The sequence below is a fragment of the Leuconostoc sp. LN180020 genome (assembly GCF_014844115.1).
In the GTDB taxonomy this organism is placed as follows: domain Bacteria; phylum Bacillota; class Bacilli; order Lactobacillales; family Lactobacillaceae; genus Leuconostoc; species Leuconostoc citreum.
This window is the reverse complement of the sequence record NZ_CP039736.1, coordinates 548,293-564,651: the sequence shown is the minus strand read 5'-3', so window position 1 is coordinate 564,651 and position 16,359 is coordinate 548,293. Positions and strand designations below refer to the sequence as shown.

Genomic DNA, 16,359 nt, shown 5'->3' with positions numbered 1-16,359 from the left:
ATTTTAACGACGCAACCAATAGTTGCGAGCTAGGCAAATAAAGCGATACAGCAATATTTATGTCAACTATTTTTAAAAGACATCTTTCATGTATACTTAATCCATAACAAACGCATCGAAGCGAATGAGGAGTTAAAAAATGAAAAATGTCTTCAAATCACAGCTTAGTGTACTACGGCAGAGAAAACGAATATCTCAAGAAGTACTAGCACAAAAACTATTTGTGTCACGACAATCTGTATCAAAATGGGAAAATGGTGATGCTGAACCGGATATTGATAAGTTAATTTCGCTATCAGATATTTTTGCTGTCGACTTAGATTTTTTATTGGCTGGCAAACAGCGTACGGATGATTTAATTTTGCAACTACAACATGTTAGTAAATCATTTCAAAAACCAGTTTTAAAGGATGTTAACCTATCAGTTTATGGCCGTGATCGTATTGCATTATTAGGTGGTAATGGTTCAGGAAAGACAACAATTGTTAATCTTATTTTAGGCTTGTTACAACCAGATGAAGGCATAGTATCTCAAAATTTTAAGCCACAGGAAGATTTAAGTGTCATGCCACAAGAAAATATGTTAATAGAATCATTACGTGTACACGAACACATTGCTTTATCAGCACAAATAAAAAGACAATATTCACCAACTTTGGTAACTGACATGTTAGCTAAATTTAAGTTGCAGCAGCAATCAAAAACACTAGTTAGTCAGTTGTCTGGGGGTCAGAAAAGACGGTTATCTTTGTTAATTAGTCTAATCAGGCCCTCAAAACTTTTGGTTTTAGATGAGCCAACTGTAGGAATGGATTTAGAATCTATTGATTTCTTTTGGGATTACCTAGATCATGTTGGTGGCAGTGTGGTGACAATTACGCATGATTTTAATCAAATTGATAAATATTTTACAAGTGTTGTTTTATTAAAAGACGGTGTCATTGCAGCTAAAGAATCGGTAGCGACCATTCATTCAAAAAATCAAACGATTGAGCAGTGGTACCGTATAGCAAATAAAACAGGGAGTGAGAAACAATGATTAAATGGCTAGATATTAAGGAAACCTTTCGCAATAGACGCTTTATATTATTCACTTTGATTTTCCCATTAGGATGGTATATCATGATTATTAATATTTCACGAGCTGCTAAATTCTTTGATGTATCTAATGGTGCCCTTTGGTTTGTTGTTGCTTGTGTAATTGGTATTGCAGGAAATTCGATTGTGACATTTTCTAAAAAGATTAGTGAAACACAGCAATTTTATCGCTTGCAATCAAAGACGTCTCATTATGCAATGAAACATTGGTTGTTAGATCAAGTTGTCGTACAATCCGTACTTAATTTGAGTATTTGTGCGGTTAATGTATTGGTAGGTTCACTGTTAAAGGCCATTACCGTTAATTTATCACTATTGGTTCTTATCATACTAATTTTAGGTTTAGGTTTGTATTTAAGTGTTATTGGTTTTTTAATTGGTATTTTAGTGGATGGTGATACTATATCAGCTTTAAGTATGCCGTTGAGTATGGGTTTTGGGGTGCTCATGATTCGGTGGGACACATTCATGTCAGGTAATGGACCGCTTATTGAGAGCATTAATTTTTTTCAACAGTTTTTCCCAGGATATTATCTCTTTGATATTGTGCAAAAAATGATGAATCATCAACGTTGGGAAGTATCTCTAGGAAAATATTTGTTGAGTTTGTTGCTTATTATAGTGGTTATTGCGTTACTATTTAGTCGGCAGCAAAGAAAGATAAAGCATTTAAAAACAATTCATGTTGATATGTAAAGGATTAGCATAAGCAATAAAAAAAGAATGTGCTTGGCACATTCTTTTTTTATAAGACGGTATTTTGTTCGGTTGGTGGGAGTAATTCGCGAAGGGCAATGTAGAATTCAGCACGAATAGCTAGCGTGTATGGTAAAACAAAAATATTTGCCAAACCAAAAGTGATTAGTGTGACAAAGTACCAACCAATCAAGCTTAAATACATGATAAATAGTTGTCCTTTGAAACCATACATCATCTTTCTTGATTCAGAGATGTAAGTGTTGGCTGTCTTAATTTCTCGACCATGGCGTAAATCATCGCGATATAAATATATTGCTTGCGAATAAGATAGACTTTTAATAATACCAGGGACGATGAATAATAGTGACCAAAGTATGGTATAAATAGCACGTAGTAGCGCAATTTTAAAGTTCATACTTGTGAGTAATTGAAAGCCAGCTTTAATTGGGTGTTCTGGTGTGACATTGGTTTCATGCCAATCAATAAATCCGCTAACTGAACTTTCCGTAAAGAACGTTGCGACGGCACTCATTACAGCACTGATGATGAGCAGAAATGCAGCAATAACAAGAGAAACTAATAATATAGTGGGCCAGTTGTCTTGCAAAAAATGATTGATTTCATGTGGAACATTTGTATAATCACTGTTGTCTAACATGCGATCATCAGTAAAGTTAGTAGTGCGGTTATGGTTAGACATAACACTTAATACTGTTAAAATCATTGGCACAAGTGAGACTAAAAAGGCTGCTTTGAAATGATTTGTCACACGAGCCCAAGCAATATTCTTAATATTTCTATTATTTGGCATACATCAACCTCAAACTTTCTCTTTGTCACACAATTGTAACAATTATAAGAAGGAAAATCAACGTATAGCTGGTTTATTCTCGAATTGATAACATAATAATACCAAAAACCATAAGACATAGACCGGATAACTGGGCTGGTGTCGGGAGCGCATGGCCGAGGAATAATAGACTGAGTAAAACAGAAAAAATAACTTCCATAGCTTGTGTCGCTTCAACAGCAGCGAGACTTTTCATATCGTGAACAGCTAATTGTGTTGCACCAAAAAAAAGAACAGTAGCAATCACGCCGGAACACAGTGCGACAATGAATGTGTTAAGCAACTGTGGTGCGGACGGCAAGCCAACCTGAGTATATGATAAAGTAGCGATAATAAGCCAAGTCGGGTACGAACAAATTAACATTGCTAATACTTTTTCAGAAGCAGTGACAGTCCCATCTGTCGTGGCCATGATTTGTCTATTGCCAAGTGGATAAGCAACTGCTGCTAGCATGATAGCAATAATCGCGAATAGTAACGGGGCAATGTGTTTTAAGTGAGTAATATAACTGGCGACAGTTAAGAACACCCCAACAAGAATGATAACCATCCATGGGATTGCTTTGGTTGGGATCTTTAATCGAACGTAGCCGCTTTGTTGTGTTTTGACACGCACCAATGGTGTAGTTAAAACGCCAAAGATGATAGTCAATTGCCAAGTAGCAGATATCAGCCATCCTGGCAGATAGTTAACAGCCCAACACAAAGGCACATAAAATAAAACAAAACAAACCTGGGACCAGATGAACCAGGATTTCATATCGCGTTTGATAATACCCAGAACATGTCTCACATTTGAGCCAAATAGTTTATTGACAATTAACATTAAGGGCAGCATCCATAAGTACCGTAAAGCAGCGGTGTAGCCCCAATAGCCGTGAGCATTGGCCATAACTTCATTAACAACAAAGGTAATTGAAAAAAAGAAGGCAGATATAATTCCTAGTGTAATGGCTTTAAAACGAATCGACATGGTAAGCTCCTAAAAAATAAAAATTTAGTAAAAGTAATATGCTATTCATTTTAACAAAAAGATTCAACATGTTGACATTCACAAGTTGAATCTTTTTCAAGGACAGATGAGCTTAATAATAGGTGTTCTTGTCAGGTGTAAAAAAAGTTTGGCGAAATTGATCGGGTGGTGTGGGAACTGGTTGTGTGAGCCAAGTTGAAATAATCGATAGGGTTGTCTTGACTGTGAGTTCGATGGCGAATTTACGAGAAACTGGTGCTGTTGTAATGTCATAGTTATCAAAAAAGGGTGCGGCCCATTTTTGATAACTATTTTTAAGAAAAGTGAGCCATTCACCATTAGCGTAGTGACCAGTATATAAGATTTTGAGCGTATGATTATGTTGATAGAGAACTGGTAATACAGCATCTGCAATCCTCATAAGAGGATCATCATCACTGTAATTATCAAGTGCTGCAATGACTTGTGCATCGATTTGTTGGGCAATATATTGTAAAATTGCTGACGGTGAATTGAACAATGTAATGGCATGTTCATAGTCGATGCCGGATTCAGCAATAATTAAATCAATTGTACTGTATTGGCCGTTATGACGATGAAGTAAAGTTAGGAATGCCTCAACAATAAGTTGACGCTCGGCTGCATGCTCACGATTGGCTTGTTCACCGTCAAGAGCAGACAGTAATTGTGTTAACGGCACATCAAAAGTATTTGCAATAATGCTGAGTGCTGTTACCGGAGGGATACTAATACCCCGTTCCCAGTTAGAGACAGTTTGTCGGGAAACAAATATTTTTTCTGCAAAATCTACTTGTGTGAGGTTTTGCTTGGTGCGTATATTTTGTAAAGTATGTTGTATAGTATTAAATTTCATAAAACCCTTCCCAATCAGAACCTAATTATAACAAGAAATAATCGGTCTGTCATAAAATAGATAAACGTTTATCATTAAAAAGATCAGTTGTTATTATTGTGATAAAAATTTGAAAAATCACATATCTTAATATTTTCTGGTATAATGAAGACATCATCAGTTGATAAAGACACAGATTGACGCGTTAAAGAAAGTTAGTGGTTGATGAGAACTAACCCGTCGCTGTGCTCGAGTTACACAACATAAAAACGTATGACGTATGCCGCGATAAGGCGTTATAAGTGGTAGGTCCGATGACTTACAATTTAGGTGGTACCACGGTTAAAACCGTCCTATAGTATTTATAGGGCGGTTTTTGCTATCCACAAGAAGATATAGGGAGATGAAGATGAATTTTATAGAAGATCTTAAATGGCGTGGTGCGTTAAATCAAATCACAGATGAAGCAGGATTATTAGAAGCTATGGCTAGTGGCAAAGTTGGCGCTTACGTAGGTACTGATCCAACTGCCGATTCGCTGCATTTAGGACATTTGATTCCATTTATGGTATTAAAGCGCTTTCAAAAAGCTGGTGGAAAAGCTGTTATTATTATTGGTGGCGCAACTGGGGCAATTGGTGATCCACGGCCAACAACTGAACGTCAGTTGTTATCGTCAGAACAACTTGCAGAAAACGAAAAGGGTATTACAGCGCAAGTAACCAAGCTATTTGGCGATAATGATACGCGAATTGTTAACAATAATGATTGGCTTGGTCAGTTGACATTAACGGATTTTTTGCGTGATTATGGTAAGTTATTTTCAATCAACGTGATGTTGAAAAAAGATGTCGTGGCTTCGCGCTTAGAAACGGGTATTTCATTTACTGAATTCACTTATCAAGTATTGCAAGGGATTGATTTCCATGAATTGTGGCGTCGTGAAGATGTGAAGTTGCAAATTGGTGGTTCTGATCAGTGGGGAAATATCACATCAGGTATCGACTTAATTCACTCTTTGGAAGGTAATGAAGCAAAGGCCTTTGGTTTAACAATCCCGTTGATGACTGATTCAACAGGGAAGAAGTTTGGTAAGTCAGAAGGCAATGCTATTTGGTTGGATCCTAAAAAAACGTCGCCTTATACTTTCTACCAATTCTGGCTTAATCAAGGGGATGCAGATGTTGTGAAATATCTTAAGTATTTCACTTTCTTGGGTAGTGAAGAAATTGATGATTTGGCTGAAGCAGTGGCCACAAATCCTGGCGAACGTTTAGCGCAACGCCGACTGGCACAAGAAGTGACTAAATTTGTGCATGGCGAAGCTGCAGTTAAAGAAGCTGAAGATCTTTCAACTGCATTATTCAGTGGTAATGTGGCAACCTTATCAGCAGCACAAATCGCTGATGCATTTGGTGGTGTGCCTAGTTTTGAGGCAGCAAACACTGTCAAAAATATTGTTGATTTCTTGGTTGATGGTGGTGTCGAAGCTTCAAAGCGTCAGGCACGTGAAGATGTGGCAAATGGCGCTATTAGTATTAATGGTGAAAAAGTAACAGATGTTGCAGCAGAGATTAATCCCTTGTCACATTATGATGGTCAATTTGTGTTAGTTCGACGTGGTAAGAAAAAATATTTCTTAGGTAAAATTAAGTAAACAAAAGCACGCTTTTTGCGTGCTTTTAATTTAAATTAAAAAGGAGCAAGACTGATGAAAATAATAATGTATAACACAGTAAAAGAAGAATTACCCTTTGTTGATGAATGGGTGGCTAAAACGGGACACGATGTTGTCAATGTGTACGAGCCACTAAACGTGGATAATGTTGCACAGGCGCAAAGTTTTGATGCAGTGACGACACAACAAACAACAGCCATACCAGCTCCTGTATACGAATCATTAGCAGGCTATGGGATTAAACAAATAGCTTTACGACAAGTTGGGTACGACGTATTTGATTTACCAGCCGCATTTGGGCAGCATATTCGCTTATCAAACGTTGCTGCTTATTCACCACGTGCAATTGCAGAATATACGTTGACACAATTACTTAATATTTTGCGGCACAATAAAAAATTTGATCGTGCCATGGCGACAGGGGACTACACGTGGGCAGCCGGCGGTCAAGCAAGAGAAATTTATCAGATGACAGTGGCAATCATCGGAGTCGGCCGTATTGGAACAGCATTAGCACAGATGCTACATGCCTTGGGTGCAAATGTGCTTGGGGTTGACCCTGTGTATCGTGCGCAAAACGAGGCATTTTTAGAATATACTTCATTAGATGATGCTTTGTCTCGCGCCAATGTTATTAGTTTTCACACACCATTGAATGATGAAACACGGGGATTAGCGAATCAAAACTTTTTTGATCAAATACAGCCAGGAACAATTATGCTGAACATGGCACGCGGCGAAATTGTTGACATGGCCGCATTAGAATCTAGTTTACTGTCAGGACAATTATATGGTGCTGCATTTGATGTGGCACCTAACGAAAATGATTTTATGGATCAAAAACAAGCAGTTGCTGATTTGCCAGAAAATATTCAACGTCTAACGCAATTAGACAATTTTTATTTGTCACCACATATAGCTTTTTATACTAATACCGCTATTAAAAACATGGTAGAAATGGCACTAAATGACGCAGTGACATTGGCACGCGGTGGCTACACAGAAAATGAAATTTTGAGGTAAAAATATGAAAATAGGATTTGTTGGCACGGGCGTTATGGGGACTGGCGTAATTAATAATTTCTTAAAAGCTGGGCATGAAGTCACTGTGTATAATCGAACACGTGCCAAGGCGCATGACGTCCTGGCGCATGGCGCACACTGGGCAAATTCACCGGCAAATGTAACGCGTGCATCCGAGATAACATTTACGATGGTAGGTTATCCTAAAGATGTCGAAACAGTCTGGCTAGGGCCAGAAGGTGTATTTGCCGGTGCGAAAGAAAACGACATTTTAATTGATATGACAACCTCGACACCGCGATTGGCTGAGACTTTATTTAAAAGGGGTGAACAGCAAGGCGTACATGTACTCGATGCACCAGTGTCGGGTGGCGATGTTGGTGCGAAAAATGGCACATTATCTATTATGGTAGGCGGAGACAAAGCTATATTTGAACGGATAATGCCTGTTCTTAAAGCCATAGGAACCCAAATTATTCATGTTGGTTCAGCTGGTAAAGGACAACACATGAAAATGAGTAATAACATTGGTGTGGCTGCAACCGTTCTGGGAATGGCGGAGTCAATAGCTTATGCGCAAGCAGCCGGTTTAAATTTGTCAGATGCCTACCAAGTATGGGCTAATGGCGCCGCTGGTTCATGGTCTATTACCAATTATATGCCACGTGTGTTAAACGATGATTTTAAAGCCGGTTTCTATGTGAAACATTTATTGAAAGATTTACGCATTGCATTAGATGCGGCAGCCGAAATGCAAGTGCAATTACCAGAGACAGTACTTGCTGAGCAATTATTCACTAAATTAAATCAAGAACATGGGGATGAAGGTGTCCAAGCAATTGTCAAGTTATGGACATCGTTAACTTAACGTTTCACGTGAAACAATTAAAAAAACACAGGATTTCGCTGTCAATAAGTGCCACTCAAGTTATCATTAAAAAGCCTTGATTTTTTTTATCATCAAGGCTTTTTATATAGCTTATTTAAGTCAGTATAAGTAATGATAGTTGTTTTTACGTATGATTTGATAAGCAATAACAAAGGAAAACTATACGAAAAAGTGACAATTAGTTTATTGCTGGCGAAACATGAATCAATTAATCTTGATTAGTCATCAATTGGGTCAAATCTTGGCTTTGGGATAATAACCAAGTATGAGATTTATCACTAATTTTGAGTTGATTATTTTGATATATAGTTGTGTTAAAGCCGAGTTGATGCGCTTGAATATAACTTTGTCTTATTTGTTTAGGAATCCGCTCAAATATGTCATTCGAATTTTCGGATTGGCGTTGATTGCGCAAGGCAATACCTTGTTTTCGACCAAAAGCCATGAGTGATTCATCTTTTATCTCGCTAACTAATTGCCCACTGATTGTTAAATTTGGTTGCTTTAAAGCAGTATTGACGTTATTTAACGCGGATATAAAATCAAGTTTCAATTTTTCTGGTGCTGCTTCAGCAATGATTGTTAAGCGTGATAACAATTGATAGGCTTGTGATTTGAGCTCAGCTGACAACTCACTACCGGCTGGTTGTAAAGCAACCAAATGATTCTTATTTTTCGCAATACGTAATTTTTCTGGCTCCCAATTTTCAGGATTGATGATGGCATCGATAATGAGTAGATGGAGAAAACTTAATGCGTCTTGTGATATACCATCGACAGTAAAAGGATTAATATCAAACATACGAAATTCTAGGTAGTCCGCGCCGTTAATGCGCAAGTCATTGGGACTACCAGATGCACGAAGTCTTACTGGGCCATAAAATTCACTTTTGTCGTAGAGATCCCCATTGGTAATGTGGTTGGTTAGTTGTTTAATATGTGTGTTAAAGTCGGTATAGTTTACATCGATGTGAGGTTGATTGGTAAAGCCAAAATTACTTGCACGCCAAGACCTTACAGGTTGGCGCTTACGATAATTATTGGGCAAATTTGCTGATGAATTTTCATTCACTGGCGCAGCGCCAAACAAGTAGGTTAATAGCCAACGATAGCCAGCTACTTGTTGAGCAATTTGGAAAAACAATTTATTTTTTGCGGTGACATAATCGGTAAGTGCATGTTGGTTAGCGTAATTTTTGATGACACTATCTTCTGGTGAAAAATTGACATGAATTCCTGTCATAATGTGTTGAAAAGGACCATACCGCAGAAATAATACATCGCGATATTTTTGATACCATGGTCGTTCAAAGTGTGTTTTTAGAAAAATAATGTCGGCTTCTCTGAGATAAGGTGGCATTGATAGTGGCCAAATAAATTCATTCCCTTTTAGTGACTGCGTCAGCATGAACTGCAGTTCATGGAGATGTTGTAATGCTGCTGCTGAAGATGACTGTACTGCGGTAACCACTTCTTCCTGACTTTCTGAGAAGTCAGTTTGGAAGTAGGGATGTGTTTTTCGCTTACCAAGAGATGCGGGATGGGGATGCTGTGATAATGATAAGGTATCTGTTTGTACACGATGTTCTTCAATTTCGATGCCAAATTTACCAGAAAATAAATTACTATTTAAATTATTTGAGCTGATGTTTTCATCATTTGTAGTCATATAATCTCCTCTTTGCAAGCACTTTGCCTTCTAGTGTACCGCACTTTGCAGTCAAAGCGTTGTGAAATGATTAGTCTTGTCAATGTGATTTTTATATTATATATGTGATAAAATATGTTGAACGTTTGAAATTCATTTGTATTACATACTGAGACAAACCTATAGTTATTCACTCAATGGAGACGCAAGCATGTTTCATTCTTTTTTGAATCTACTCAACGCCCTAACATGGTCGGCTTTTGAAGCTTTTGCTATGATAAGTTGGTTTGATATATTGTCTGGCCAAAAAATCACAAAACATAAATTTTGCATGCTACTATTACTTATATATATCGTGAGTATGGTATCTAATGGTGTTGGCTCACCATTTGTTAGAGCAACATTAGCATCAACTATAAATATTGTTTTGTTGTACTATATTGGCTGTCGAGAACGCTTTTGGCATGATAGTCACTTAGTTATCTTACTTTGTGCAGTAGTTAGCACCTTAATGACTTATGGATTAATGAATCCAGTGACTCAGCTCACTACATTAGCGGGTTGGTCAGTTCAGTATCAGGTTATCAGTAATCTCTGTGTTAATATCGTGACAACATTTGTGGTTATTATGTTACGTTGTTTCAGATTCAAGTGGGTGCCAGGTGAGTTTTTACAAGCACACATGAAACAGCTGATGTGCCTTTTAGTCATTAGCATATTTTTACGTATATGGGGTAATTATCAGGCCTATCATTTTGCGCGCAACCACTATACTATGTCAATTTGGCGTGAATTAGTTTGGTTATTAATGATAGTGGCTATAGTATTGGTGCCCATGCTATATCGCTACTATGAACAACTACAGAATAAGGTAGAGCAACACTTTGAAGCATTATCTGCATCGCAATATTATGTTAATCAATTAGAAAAGCAATATGCTGAGTATCGTTTCTTTAAGCATGATTATAAGAATATATTAGCTAGTTTAGAGTATGCTATTCAGACGGAGAACATGCACGATATTAAGGAAACATATTATTCTGTTATTAGACGTAGTCAGCTACTGTTACCTAAAGAAACAATGTTACAGCTTAGTCAATTATCAGATATTCAGTTGCGTGGCGTCATTCTGGTGAAGTATCAGTTGGCAGCAGAGCACTCAGTGAATATTACGTTATCAGTAGATAAATTATTTGATAATACCAGCATTGAAAAAGACATCGATTTTTATCGTGTGGTGGGAATTTTATTAGATAATGCGATAGAGGCAGTCAGTCTAACAACTGATAAAAAAGTGTCGATTATTTTTTCAAAGGACAATGAGATTATTATTGTTAATTCTTACCAAGAAAATATAGATATTCACCGTATAGAAGAGTTGGGTTATTCGTCCAAAAATACACACGAAGGTATTGGTCTTAGTTTCATCACACGGTATACGATGCAACAGCCATTAATTGAGCATTGTACAATAATAGAAAATAGACAATTTATCCAAAAGTTAATAGTGGGGTGATGATAATGCATTATTATCTATTAGAGGACAATATTGTTCAACAACTCCGTATCAAGCGTATTCTACCTCATTGTGAAGTATTTGGTCAGCCCAAGCAGTTTTTATCAGTGCTAATGTCTGATAAGCAGCCTAAAATTATACTACTTGACTTGGAAATCAATCATCATAATTATACCGGCTTGAGCATAGCACAATTTATCAGAAGTCGAGATGTTATTTCGCCAATTATTATTGTGACAACACATACCGAATTAATGGCCACCAGTTATCAATATCAAATTAGCGCTTTAGACTTCATTAATAAATTTCAAGCTGAATCTATTTTTAAGCAACGGTTAGTATCTGCAATTACTACTGCTGAAAAACAACTTGCTGAACACGTGATAGCAAAACCTGATTTTATAGCTATTCCCAACGGTAGAAAGTCAGAAAAAGTTGACATACACGAAGTAGTCTATATCGCATCAGATGTGTTGCGTAGTCATCGGTTAATTGTTTATAGTGAGAAAAGTCAGCTTAGCGTGCGGGGGACGATGCAGCACATTGAACAACTACATAAGGATTTAATGCGAGTTCATGCTGCTTATATTGTTAATCGGCACAAAATAGCGTCGCTGAACACAAAAGAGCGGACTTTGACGTTAACTAATCAGGCCAGGGTACCGTTATCCAAAAAGTATTACAAAAAATTGCAAGCAGTGATGGCACAGGACAAGCATTAGCATGAGTGAACTTTTTGAAAAGCATAGTAAAAACCACTATAATGGTAACTAGTTTATAGATAAAAAAATGCGTCTATTGTTGTACGCTATGGAGAGAAAAATATATGCAAGTTGCAATTATAGGTGCCGGTCCTCGGGGACTAGCAGTAGCTGAGCGATTAATTAATTTAGCTAATGACGACACGCAAATTGATGTTCAAATTTATGATCCACACGCGATTGGGGGACGTGTGTGGGATCCGTTTTTATCACAAAATAGATCTTTTCTCATGAATACAGTTATCGATCAAATTACTTTGTTTAATGATGAATCCATTGAAAATGGGGGGAAACCTTTACCAGGGCCTAACATGTTCCAATGGTTAGAGTCAGAAGCGAAAGATTTTTTGTCCCATCACCAAGAATTCGATGCGAGTTATACTAATGAATTATCGCGTTTGACGCAAGTTGGTGATTTTGCAACACGTGGTATGATGGGTATATATGCTGCCTGGTTTTTTGAATGGTTAATGCGCCGAGTACGACATAATCAAACATTAAATTTTACTCAGCAAAGCGTGATGAATGTTCAGAAACTAGGCGAAAAGTTTCAATTAATGCTCAATGATGGGACACAATTATTAGCAGACCACGTTGTGATGGCATTGGGTCATTCAGATGATAACTTAACTGACGAAGAACAGGGCTTTAAGACATTTGCACAAAATAAAGGGTTACATTATTTATCACCTATGCATCCGGCGGAGGCAGATTTATCGGTATTTAATGAGAATGATAAAATTATTATACGTGGTCTTGGGCTGAGTTTCTTTGATTATATGACTGCTTTATCAGTGGGTAAGGGTGGACGTTTTATTCGCGACGAAAATGATAATCTGATTTATAAGCCTTCAGGACATGAACCATTGGTTGTGGCGGGGTCCCGCCGTGGTTTTCCGTTGCATGCTCGGGGTGTTAATGAAAAATCAGCCAGTGAATTATACGAACCAAAATTTTTCACTATAGCTGCCTTGGAGGCGTTGCGTGCGGCTGGCAATGGTCATATTCAATACCAAGATTTTGAAAACCTTGTCGTTAAGGAAATGACATATAAATATTTGTTGAATCGTATTAATCAACCAGATAGCTCACTAACTTATGATCAATCTGAGGCACTAAAACAGGCGTTGCTAACAAGTATTGATTTAAAAACGACGGCTGAAGAATACGGCTTAGCTGACGTTTTTGAATTTGATATTGCTTTAATCCGTAATCCAGCGCGAGATTTACCAAATGATGCTGACTATACGACATGGATGCAGTCTTATTTATCAGCAGATATTCATGATGCACGTTTGGGTAATAAGAGCGCACCGTTTGCCGGTGCATTTGATATCCTTCGTGATATTCGTGATCGCGTACGTTATATAGTAGAACGCGATTATTTTACTGCTGACGATTATGAAAAGTTTTTGGAACATTTCAAACCATTTGATGCATTAGTATCCGTGGGTCCCCCTTTGGAGCGAATTGAGCAATTACTAGCGCTGATGAAGGCGGGATTATTTAAGATAACAGCGGCCAACATACATGTTACGACTGACGCTACAGGATTTGAGGCCAGTGATTCTCGTGGGCAATTATTTCATGGCAACGCACTCGTTGAAGCGCGCCTTGGCGCAACAAATATTTCATTATCTCGTAACCCATTAATCGCCAATCTGCGTGACAATGGTATGTTTGTACAACCTAGAAAAATACGTTCTGATGGCACTAGTTATCAATTAGGTGCAGCCAATATTAATAAGCAGACCTTTGAAGTTATCAATCGTGATGGGGAAACAATCAATCATTTATATCTTTATGGGATTACCTTGGAAGGGCTAAAATGGTTTGGTACAGTTATTCCAAGGCCAGGTGTTAATACACTTGTTTTACGTGAAGGTGCTTGGATCGCACAACGAATTTTAGCTTATGCTTAAGAAATTGTCTGATAAATCAGCTAGTCACATGGTACACTATGAGTAATTAAGCACGTAGATCCGCAATATTTTATAAGTTAAGGAAACTAGGATAAAGTATGACAAATATTCAGCTGATAGCAACTGATTTAGATGGGACGTTTTTAGCAGATGATAAAACATTTGATAAAGCACTATTTAAGGTTGTCCTAGAAAGATTAAAAGCAAAAAATATTGGTTTTGTGATAGCAACAGGTGTCCATCAGGAGCGTATTGAGATGTTGTTAGCTGATTTTTTACACGCTGGCTTATTTTATGTCACAAATAATGGCGCACGCGTTATTGCGCCTAATGGTGAGGTACTTTATAACCAAGCAATACCTTGGTCAGTATTGGCGCAAATTCAAACCTTAATCACAGCCTTTGAACCAAAGCCAGATCAAGGTTTGGTTTATTCGACTGATGACACAGCTTATATACCGCGAAGTTTTTCTCATTTAGCCACTGATGATCGGTTAAAATATTTTAAAAAAGTGATTTTGTTTGACGATGTATCTGAAATCGTGATGCCAATTTTTAAAGTAACCATGAATTGGATAGATTTTGATGAAAGTAAATTGTATGCTGCGGCTAAACAAGCTTTAGGCCATCAAGTACACGTGACAGAGACAGGGACGGGTGCGATTGATATTGTGCCAGCAGGTGTCAATAAAGCAGTCGGATTAAAGGTTTTAGCAGATAATTTGGGGATTCAATTATCACAAGTCGCAGCTTTTGGTGATGGGGGCAATGACATCGAAATGCTGACACAGGTGGGGTACCCATACATTATGCCCAATACTAAACTTTCTGGTGATTTCTTACCAGTTGTGGCTGATAACAATCATGCTGGTGTGCTAAGAACCATTTTAACGATACTAGACAAAAGCAGTGTGAGTTAATTCACACTGCTTTTATATGCTCATTGATAAACGCTAGCTTTTCATAATAAATAGCGGATGTATTATAGTCACTTGGACCATGATCAGCATTTGGTATGATAAGAGTTGTTGGTTTTTTTCCTACCAATCTATAATAATCTTCTGCAAGTTTGAGACTTTGTAGATAAGGCACAACATGATCTTTAGTGCCGGCGATAAGTAACGTAGGTGGTGTGGATGGTGTGAAATAAGTTGCAGGATTGGCTTGCTTAACCAATGAGGGGGCGCTATCAGGGCGATTGCCTTGTAACATAATGCCTTCGAAGGCTATCGCTGAACCTGTTTCCAGAAATTTTGGGATTATATGCAATTGATTAAATTGTGTTGCAAACTGGTCGACTTGATAAGGGCCGTACATGCCAATAACACCGGCTACTTTTGGGAATTGATCTAGGAATCGATGGTTTGGTATGTGACCAAGTGTCACGTTTGCAGCAAAACTAGCAGCGGCTAACATAGCTAATTGTGCGCCACTAGATTCACCAATTAAAATGACGTGTTGCATATCAAGATTGTACATTGTTGCATTGCGCGTTAAAAAATCTAATGCCGCACGGATTTCTGCAATTTGATTTGGAAACTCACAATAAGGTGGTACATTTAAACGATAATCCATGCTAATCACAGCAAACTGATCAGTTAAAAATCGTAAACTTGGATTTAGTTTGAAAGATGATTTTTTACCACGCAGAAGGCCGCCACCATATAAGTCTAAAATGACTGGGAAAGGTTTGACACCACTAGGTAAGTAGATGTCTAAAGTGTGTCGAGAACCAGTAGCATAAGGTAAATCTTGTATGACCGTCTTGGCTGTATTGGGCACAGTTGCTGGCGTAAATTGATAAACTTGATCTTTAAATAACATCGGCAATCCTTTTAATTATTTCTATTTATTTCAGTATACAAAAAATGGCAATAAAAAAAGACCTCTGTTAAGGTCTTTTTTTAAATGGTTGTTAAATGTCCATGCTTGTCTTTGGCGATAAGATAATAAACAGTTGCTGCAATCGCCCAAGCCCAAACGATGTGGCCGAAAAATTCTGAAAAATGTTCAGCAAAAGGCTGATGCCAAGGGGCCGGCACTGTACCAAAAGCTGGCATTAAAATAACATGCCAGACGACCCAAAGGACAACGCCATAAGCGGCACCTTGCCAAAGGCCAATGAGTGGCCAGTATTGAGATACAAAAACGTAGAGTATCGCAAAAACAATGGCGAACGAAAAGTGTAATAACAATGTAAACCAAAAAACTTTTTGATCTTGAGAATAGTACACAAATGCGTGAACAAGTTTATCTGAAAACCCCAATTGTTCGGCCATATGTTGTGGTGGATTGGTCATATTACGTGCGATGGTGCGTGGTGGTAAAATAGCTTCCCAGCCTATTTTTACCATCCCAGATATCATACCGGCTATAAAACCATACCAAATGCTTTTGCTTGTGATTTCAAGCAAGTTAGCTTTGGGTTTTTGTAATGTGAACATGTGTG

At 37.8% G+C, this 16,359-nt stretch carries 15 protein-coding genes; 9 read left to right on the top strand and 6 right to left on the bottom strand.

Translation table 11 applies throughout. From position 1 onward, the window contains the following. The first annotated feature begins 139 nt into the window (after positions 1 to 139). Positions 140 to 1,039: an XRE family transcriptional regulator gene (locus FAZ25_RS02890; RefSeq protein ID WP_004908358.1), complete on the top strand. Its 900-nt coding sequence runs from the start codon at positions 140 to 142 to the stop codon at positions 1,037 to 1,039. Next, complete coding sequence (locus FAZ25_RS02885) at positions 1,036 to 1,794, top strand: multidrug ABC transporter permease (protein ID WP_192269775.1); 759 nt, start codon at positions 1,036 to 1,038, stop codon at positions 1,792 to 1,794. The genes FAZ25_RS02890 and FAZ25_RS02885 overlap by 4 nt, the downstream gene beginning before the upstream one ends. A gap of 49 nt (positions 1,795 to 1,843) precedes the next feature. Here the strand turns inward: FAZ25_RS02885 and FAZ25_RS02880 are convergent, their stop codons facing one another. The 3 genes from FAZ25_RS02880 to FAZ25_RS02870 all read right to left on the bottom strand — a co-directional run bounded on the left by FAZ25_RS02880 (position 1,844) and on the right by FAZ25_RS02870 (position 4,494). After that, entirely contained in the window at positions 1,844 to 2,608 is a 765-nt protein-coding gene (locus FAZ25_RS02880) for a DUF975 family protein (protein WP_004902304.1), read from the bottom strand. Between the two features lie 73 nt (positions 2,609 to 2,681). After that, positions 2,682 to 3,620: a multidrug resistance efflux transporter family protein gene (locus tag FAZ25_RS02875; protein ID WP_040189649.1), complete on the bottom strand. Its 939-nt coding sequence runs from the start codon at positions 3,618 to 3,620 to the stop codon at positions 2,682 to 2,684. Between the two features lie 112 nt (positions 3,621 to 3,732). After that, positions 3,733 to 4,494, bottom strand: coding sequence for a helix-turn-helix transcriptional regulator (locus FAZ25_RS02870; RefSeq protein WP_243236221.1), 762 nt, complete (start codon positions 4,492 to 4,494; stop codon positions 3,733 to 3,735). A gap of 388 nt (positions 4,495 to 4,882) precedes the next feature. Between FAZ25_RS02870 and tyrS the strand changes: the two genes are divergently transcribed. From tyrS to FAZ25_RS02855, 3 genes are read left to right on the top strand one after another with little or no spacing between them, the layout of a single operon-like run. Then, positions 4,883 to 6,130 (top strand): tyrosine--tRNA ligase, encoded by a 1,248-nt coding sequence (gene tyrS / locus FAZ25_RS02865; protein WP_040189653.1) that lies wholly within the window; start codon positions 4,883 to 4,885, stop codon positions 6,128 to 6,130. A gap of 54 nt (positions 6,131 to 6,184) precedes the next feature. After that, the gene (locus tag FAZ25_RS02860) at positions 6,185 to 7,174 is read left to right on the top strand and encodes a D-2-hydroxyacid dehydrogenase (RefSeq protein ID WP_048801871.1); all 990 of its coding nucleotides are present in this window, start codon (positions 6,185 to 6,187) and stop codon (positions 7,172 to 7,174) included. Positions 7,175 to 7,178: 4 nt separating this feature from the next. After that, positions 7,179 to 8,042 (top strand): NAD(P)-dependent oxidoreductase, encoded by an 864-nt coding sequence (locus FAZ25_RS02855; RefSeq protein WP_048801870.1) that lies wholly within the window; start codon positions 7,179 to 7,181, stop codon positions 8,040 to 8,042. A 229-nt stretch (positions 8,043 to 8,271) separates the two neighbouring features. On the opposite strand, the gene FAZ25_RS02850 is transcribed toward FAZ25_RS02855, so the two are convergent. Continuing rightward, positions 8,272 to 9,732 carry a glutamate--cysteine ligase gene (locus FAZ25_RS02850; protein WP_048801869.1) on the bottom strand — a complete coding sequence of 487 codons (1,461 nt, stop codon included), beginning with the start codon at positions 9,730 to 9,732 and terminating at the stop codon, positions 8,272 to 8,274. A 190-nt stretch (positions 9,733 to 9,922) separates the two neighbouring features. Here FAZ25_RS02850 and FAZ25_RS02845 point away from each other — a divergent pair, with 190 nt between their 5' ends. The 4 genes from FAZ25_RS02845 (at position 9,923) to FAZ25_RS02830 (ending at position 14,830) form a co-directional block, all read left to right on the top strand. Continuing rightward, positions 9,923 to 11,227, top strand: a complete 1,305-nt coding sequence (locus FAZ25_RS02845) for a GHKL domain-containing protein (protein ID WP_040176509.1) — start codon at positions 9,923 to 9,925, stop codon at positions 11,225 to 11,227. Between the two features lie 5 nt (positions 11,228 to 11,232). Then, a complete protein-coding gene (locus FAZ25_RS02840; protein WP_004905108.1) occupies positions 11,233 to 11,949 on the top strand; it encodes a LytTR family DNA-binding domain-containing protein in 717 nt (238 codons plus the stop codon). Between the two features lie 104 nt (positions 11,950 to 12,053). After that, a complete protein-coding gene (locus FAZ25_RS02835) occupies positions 12,054 to 13,910 on the top strand; it encodes an FAD/NAD(P)-binding protein (RefSeq protein WP_146972596.1) in 1,857 nt (618 codons plus the stop codon). Positions 13,911 to 14,008: 98 nt separating this feature from the next. Then, complete coding sequence (locus FAZ25_RS02830; RefSeq protein ID WP_004902334.1) at positions 14,009 to 14,830, top strand: HAD-IIB family hydrolase; 822 nt, start codon at positions 14,009 to 14,011, stop codon at positions 14,828 to 14,830. Between the two features lies 1 nt (position 14,831). On the opposite strand, the gene FAZ25_RS02825 is transcribed toward FAZ25_RS02830, so the two are convergent. Together FAZ25_RS02825 and FAZ25_RS02820 are read right to left on the bottom strand one after the other, a co-directional pair. Then, on the bottom strand, positions 14,832 to 15,734 hold the full coding sequence (locus FAZ25_RS02825) for an alpha/beta hydrolase (RefSeq protein WP_048801866.1): 903 nt from the start codon (positions 15,732 to 15,734) through the stop codon (positions 14,832 to 14,834). Positions 15,735 to 15,814: 80 nt separating this feature from the next. Continuing rightward, positions 15,815 to 16,354, bottom strand: a complete 540-nt coding sequence (locus tag FAZ25_RS02820) for a DUF1440 domain-containing protein (protein WP_040189665.1) — start codon at positions 16,352 to 16,354, stop codon at positions 15,815 to 15,817. Between the last annotated feature and the right edge of the window lie 5 nt (positions 16,355 to 16,359).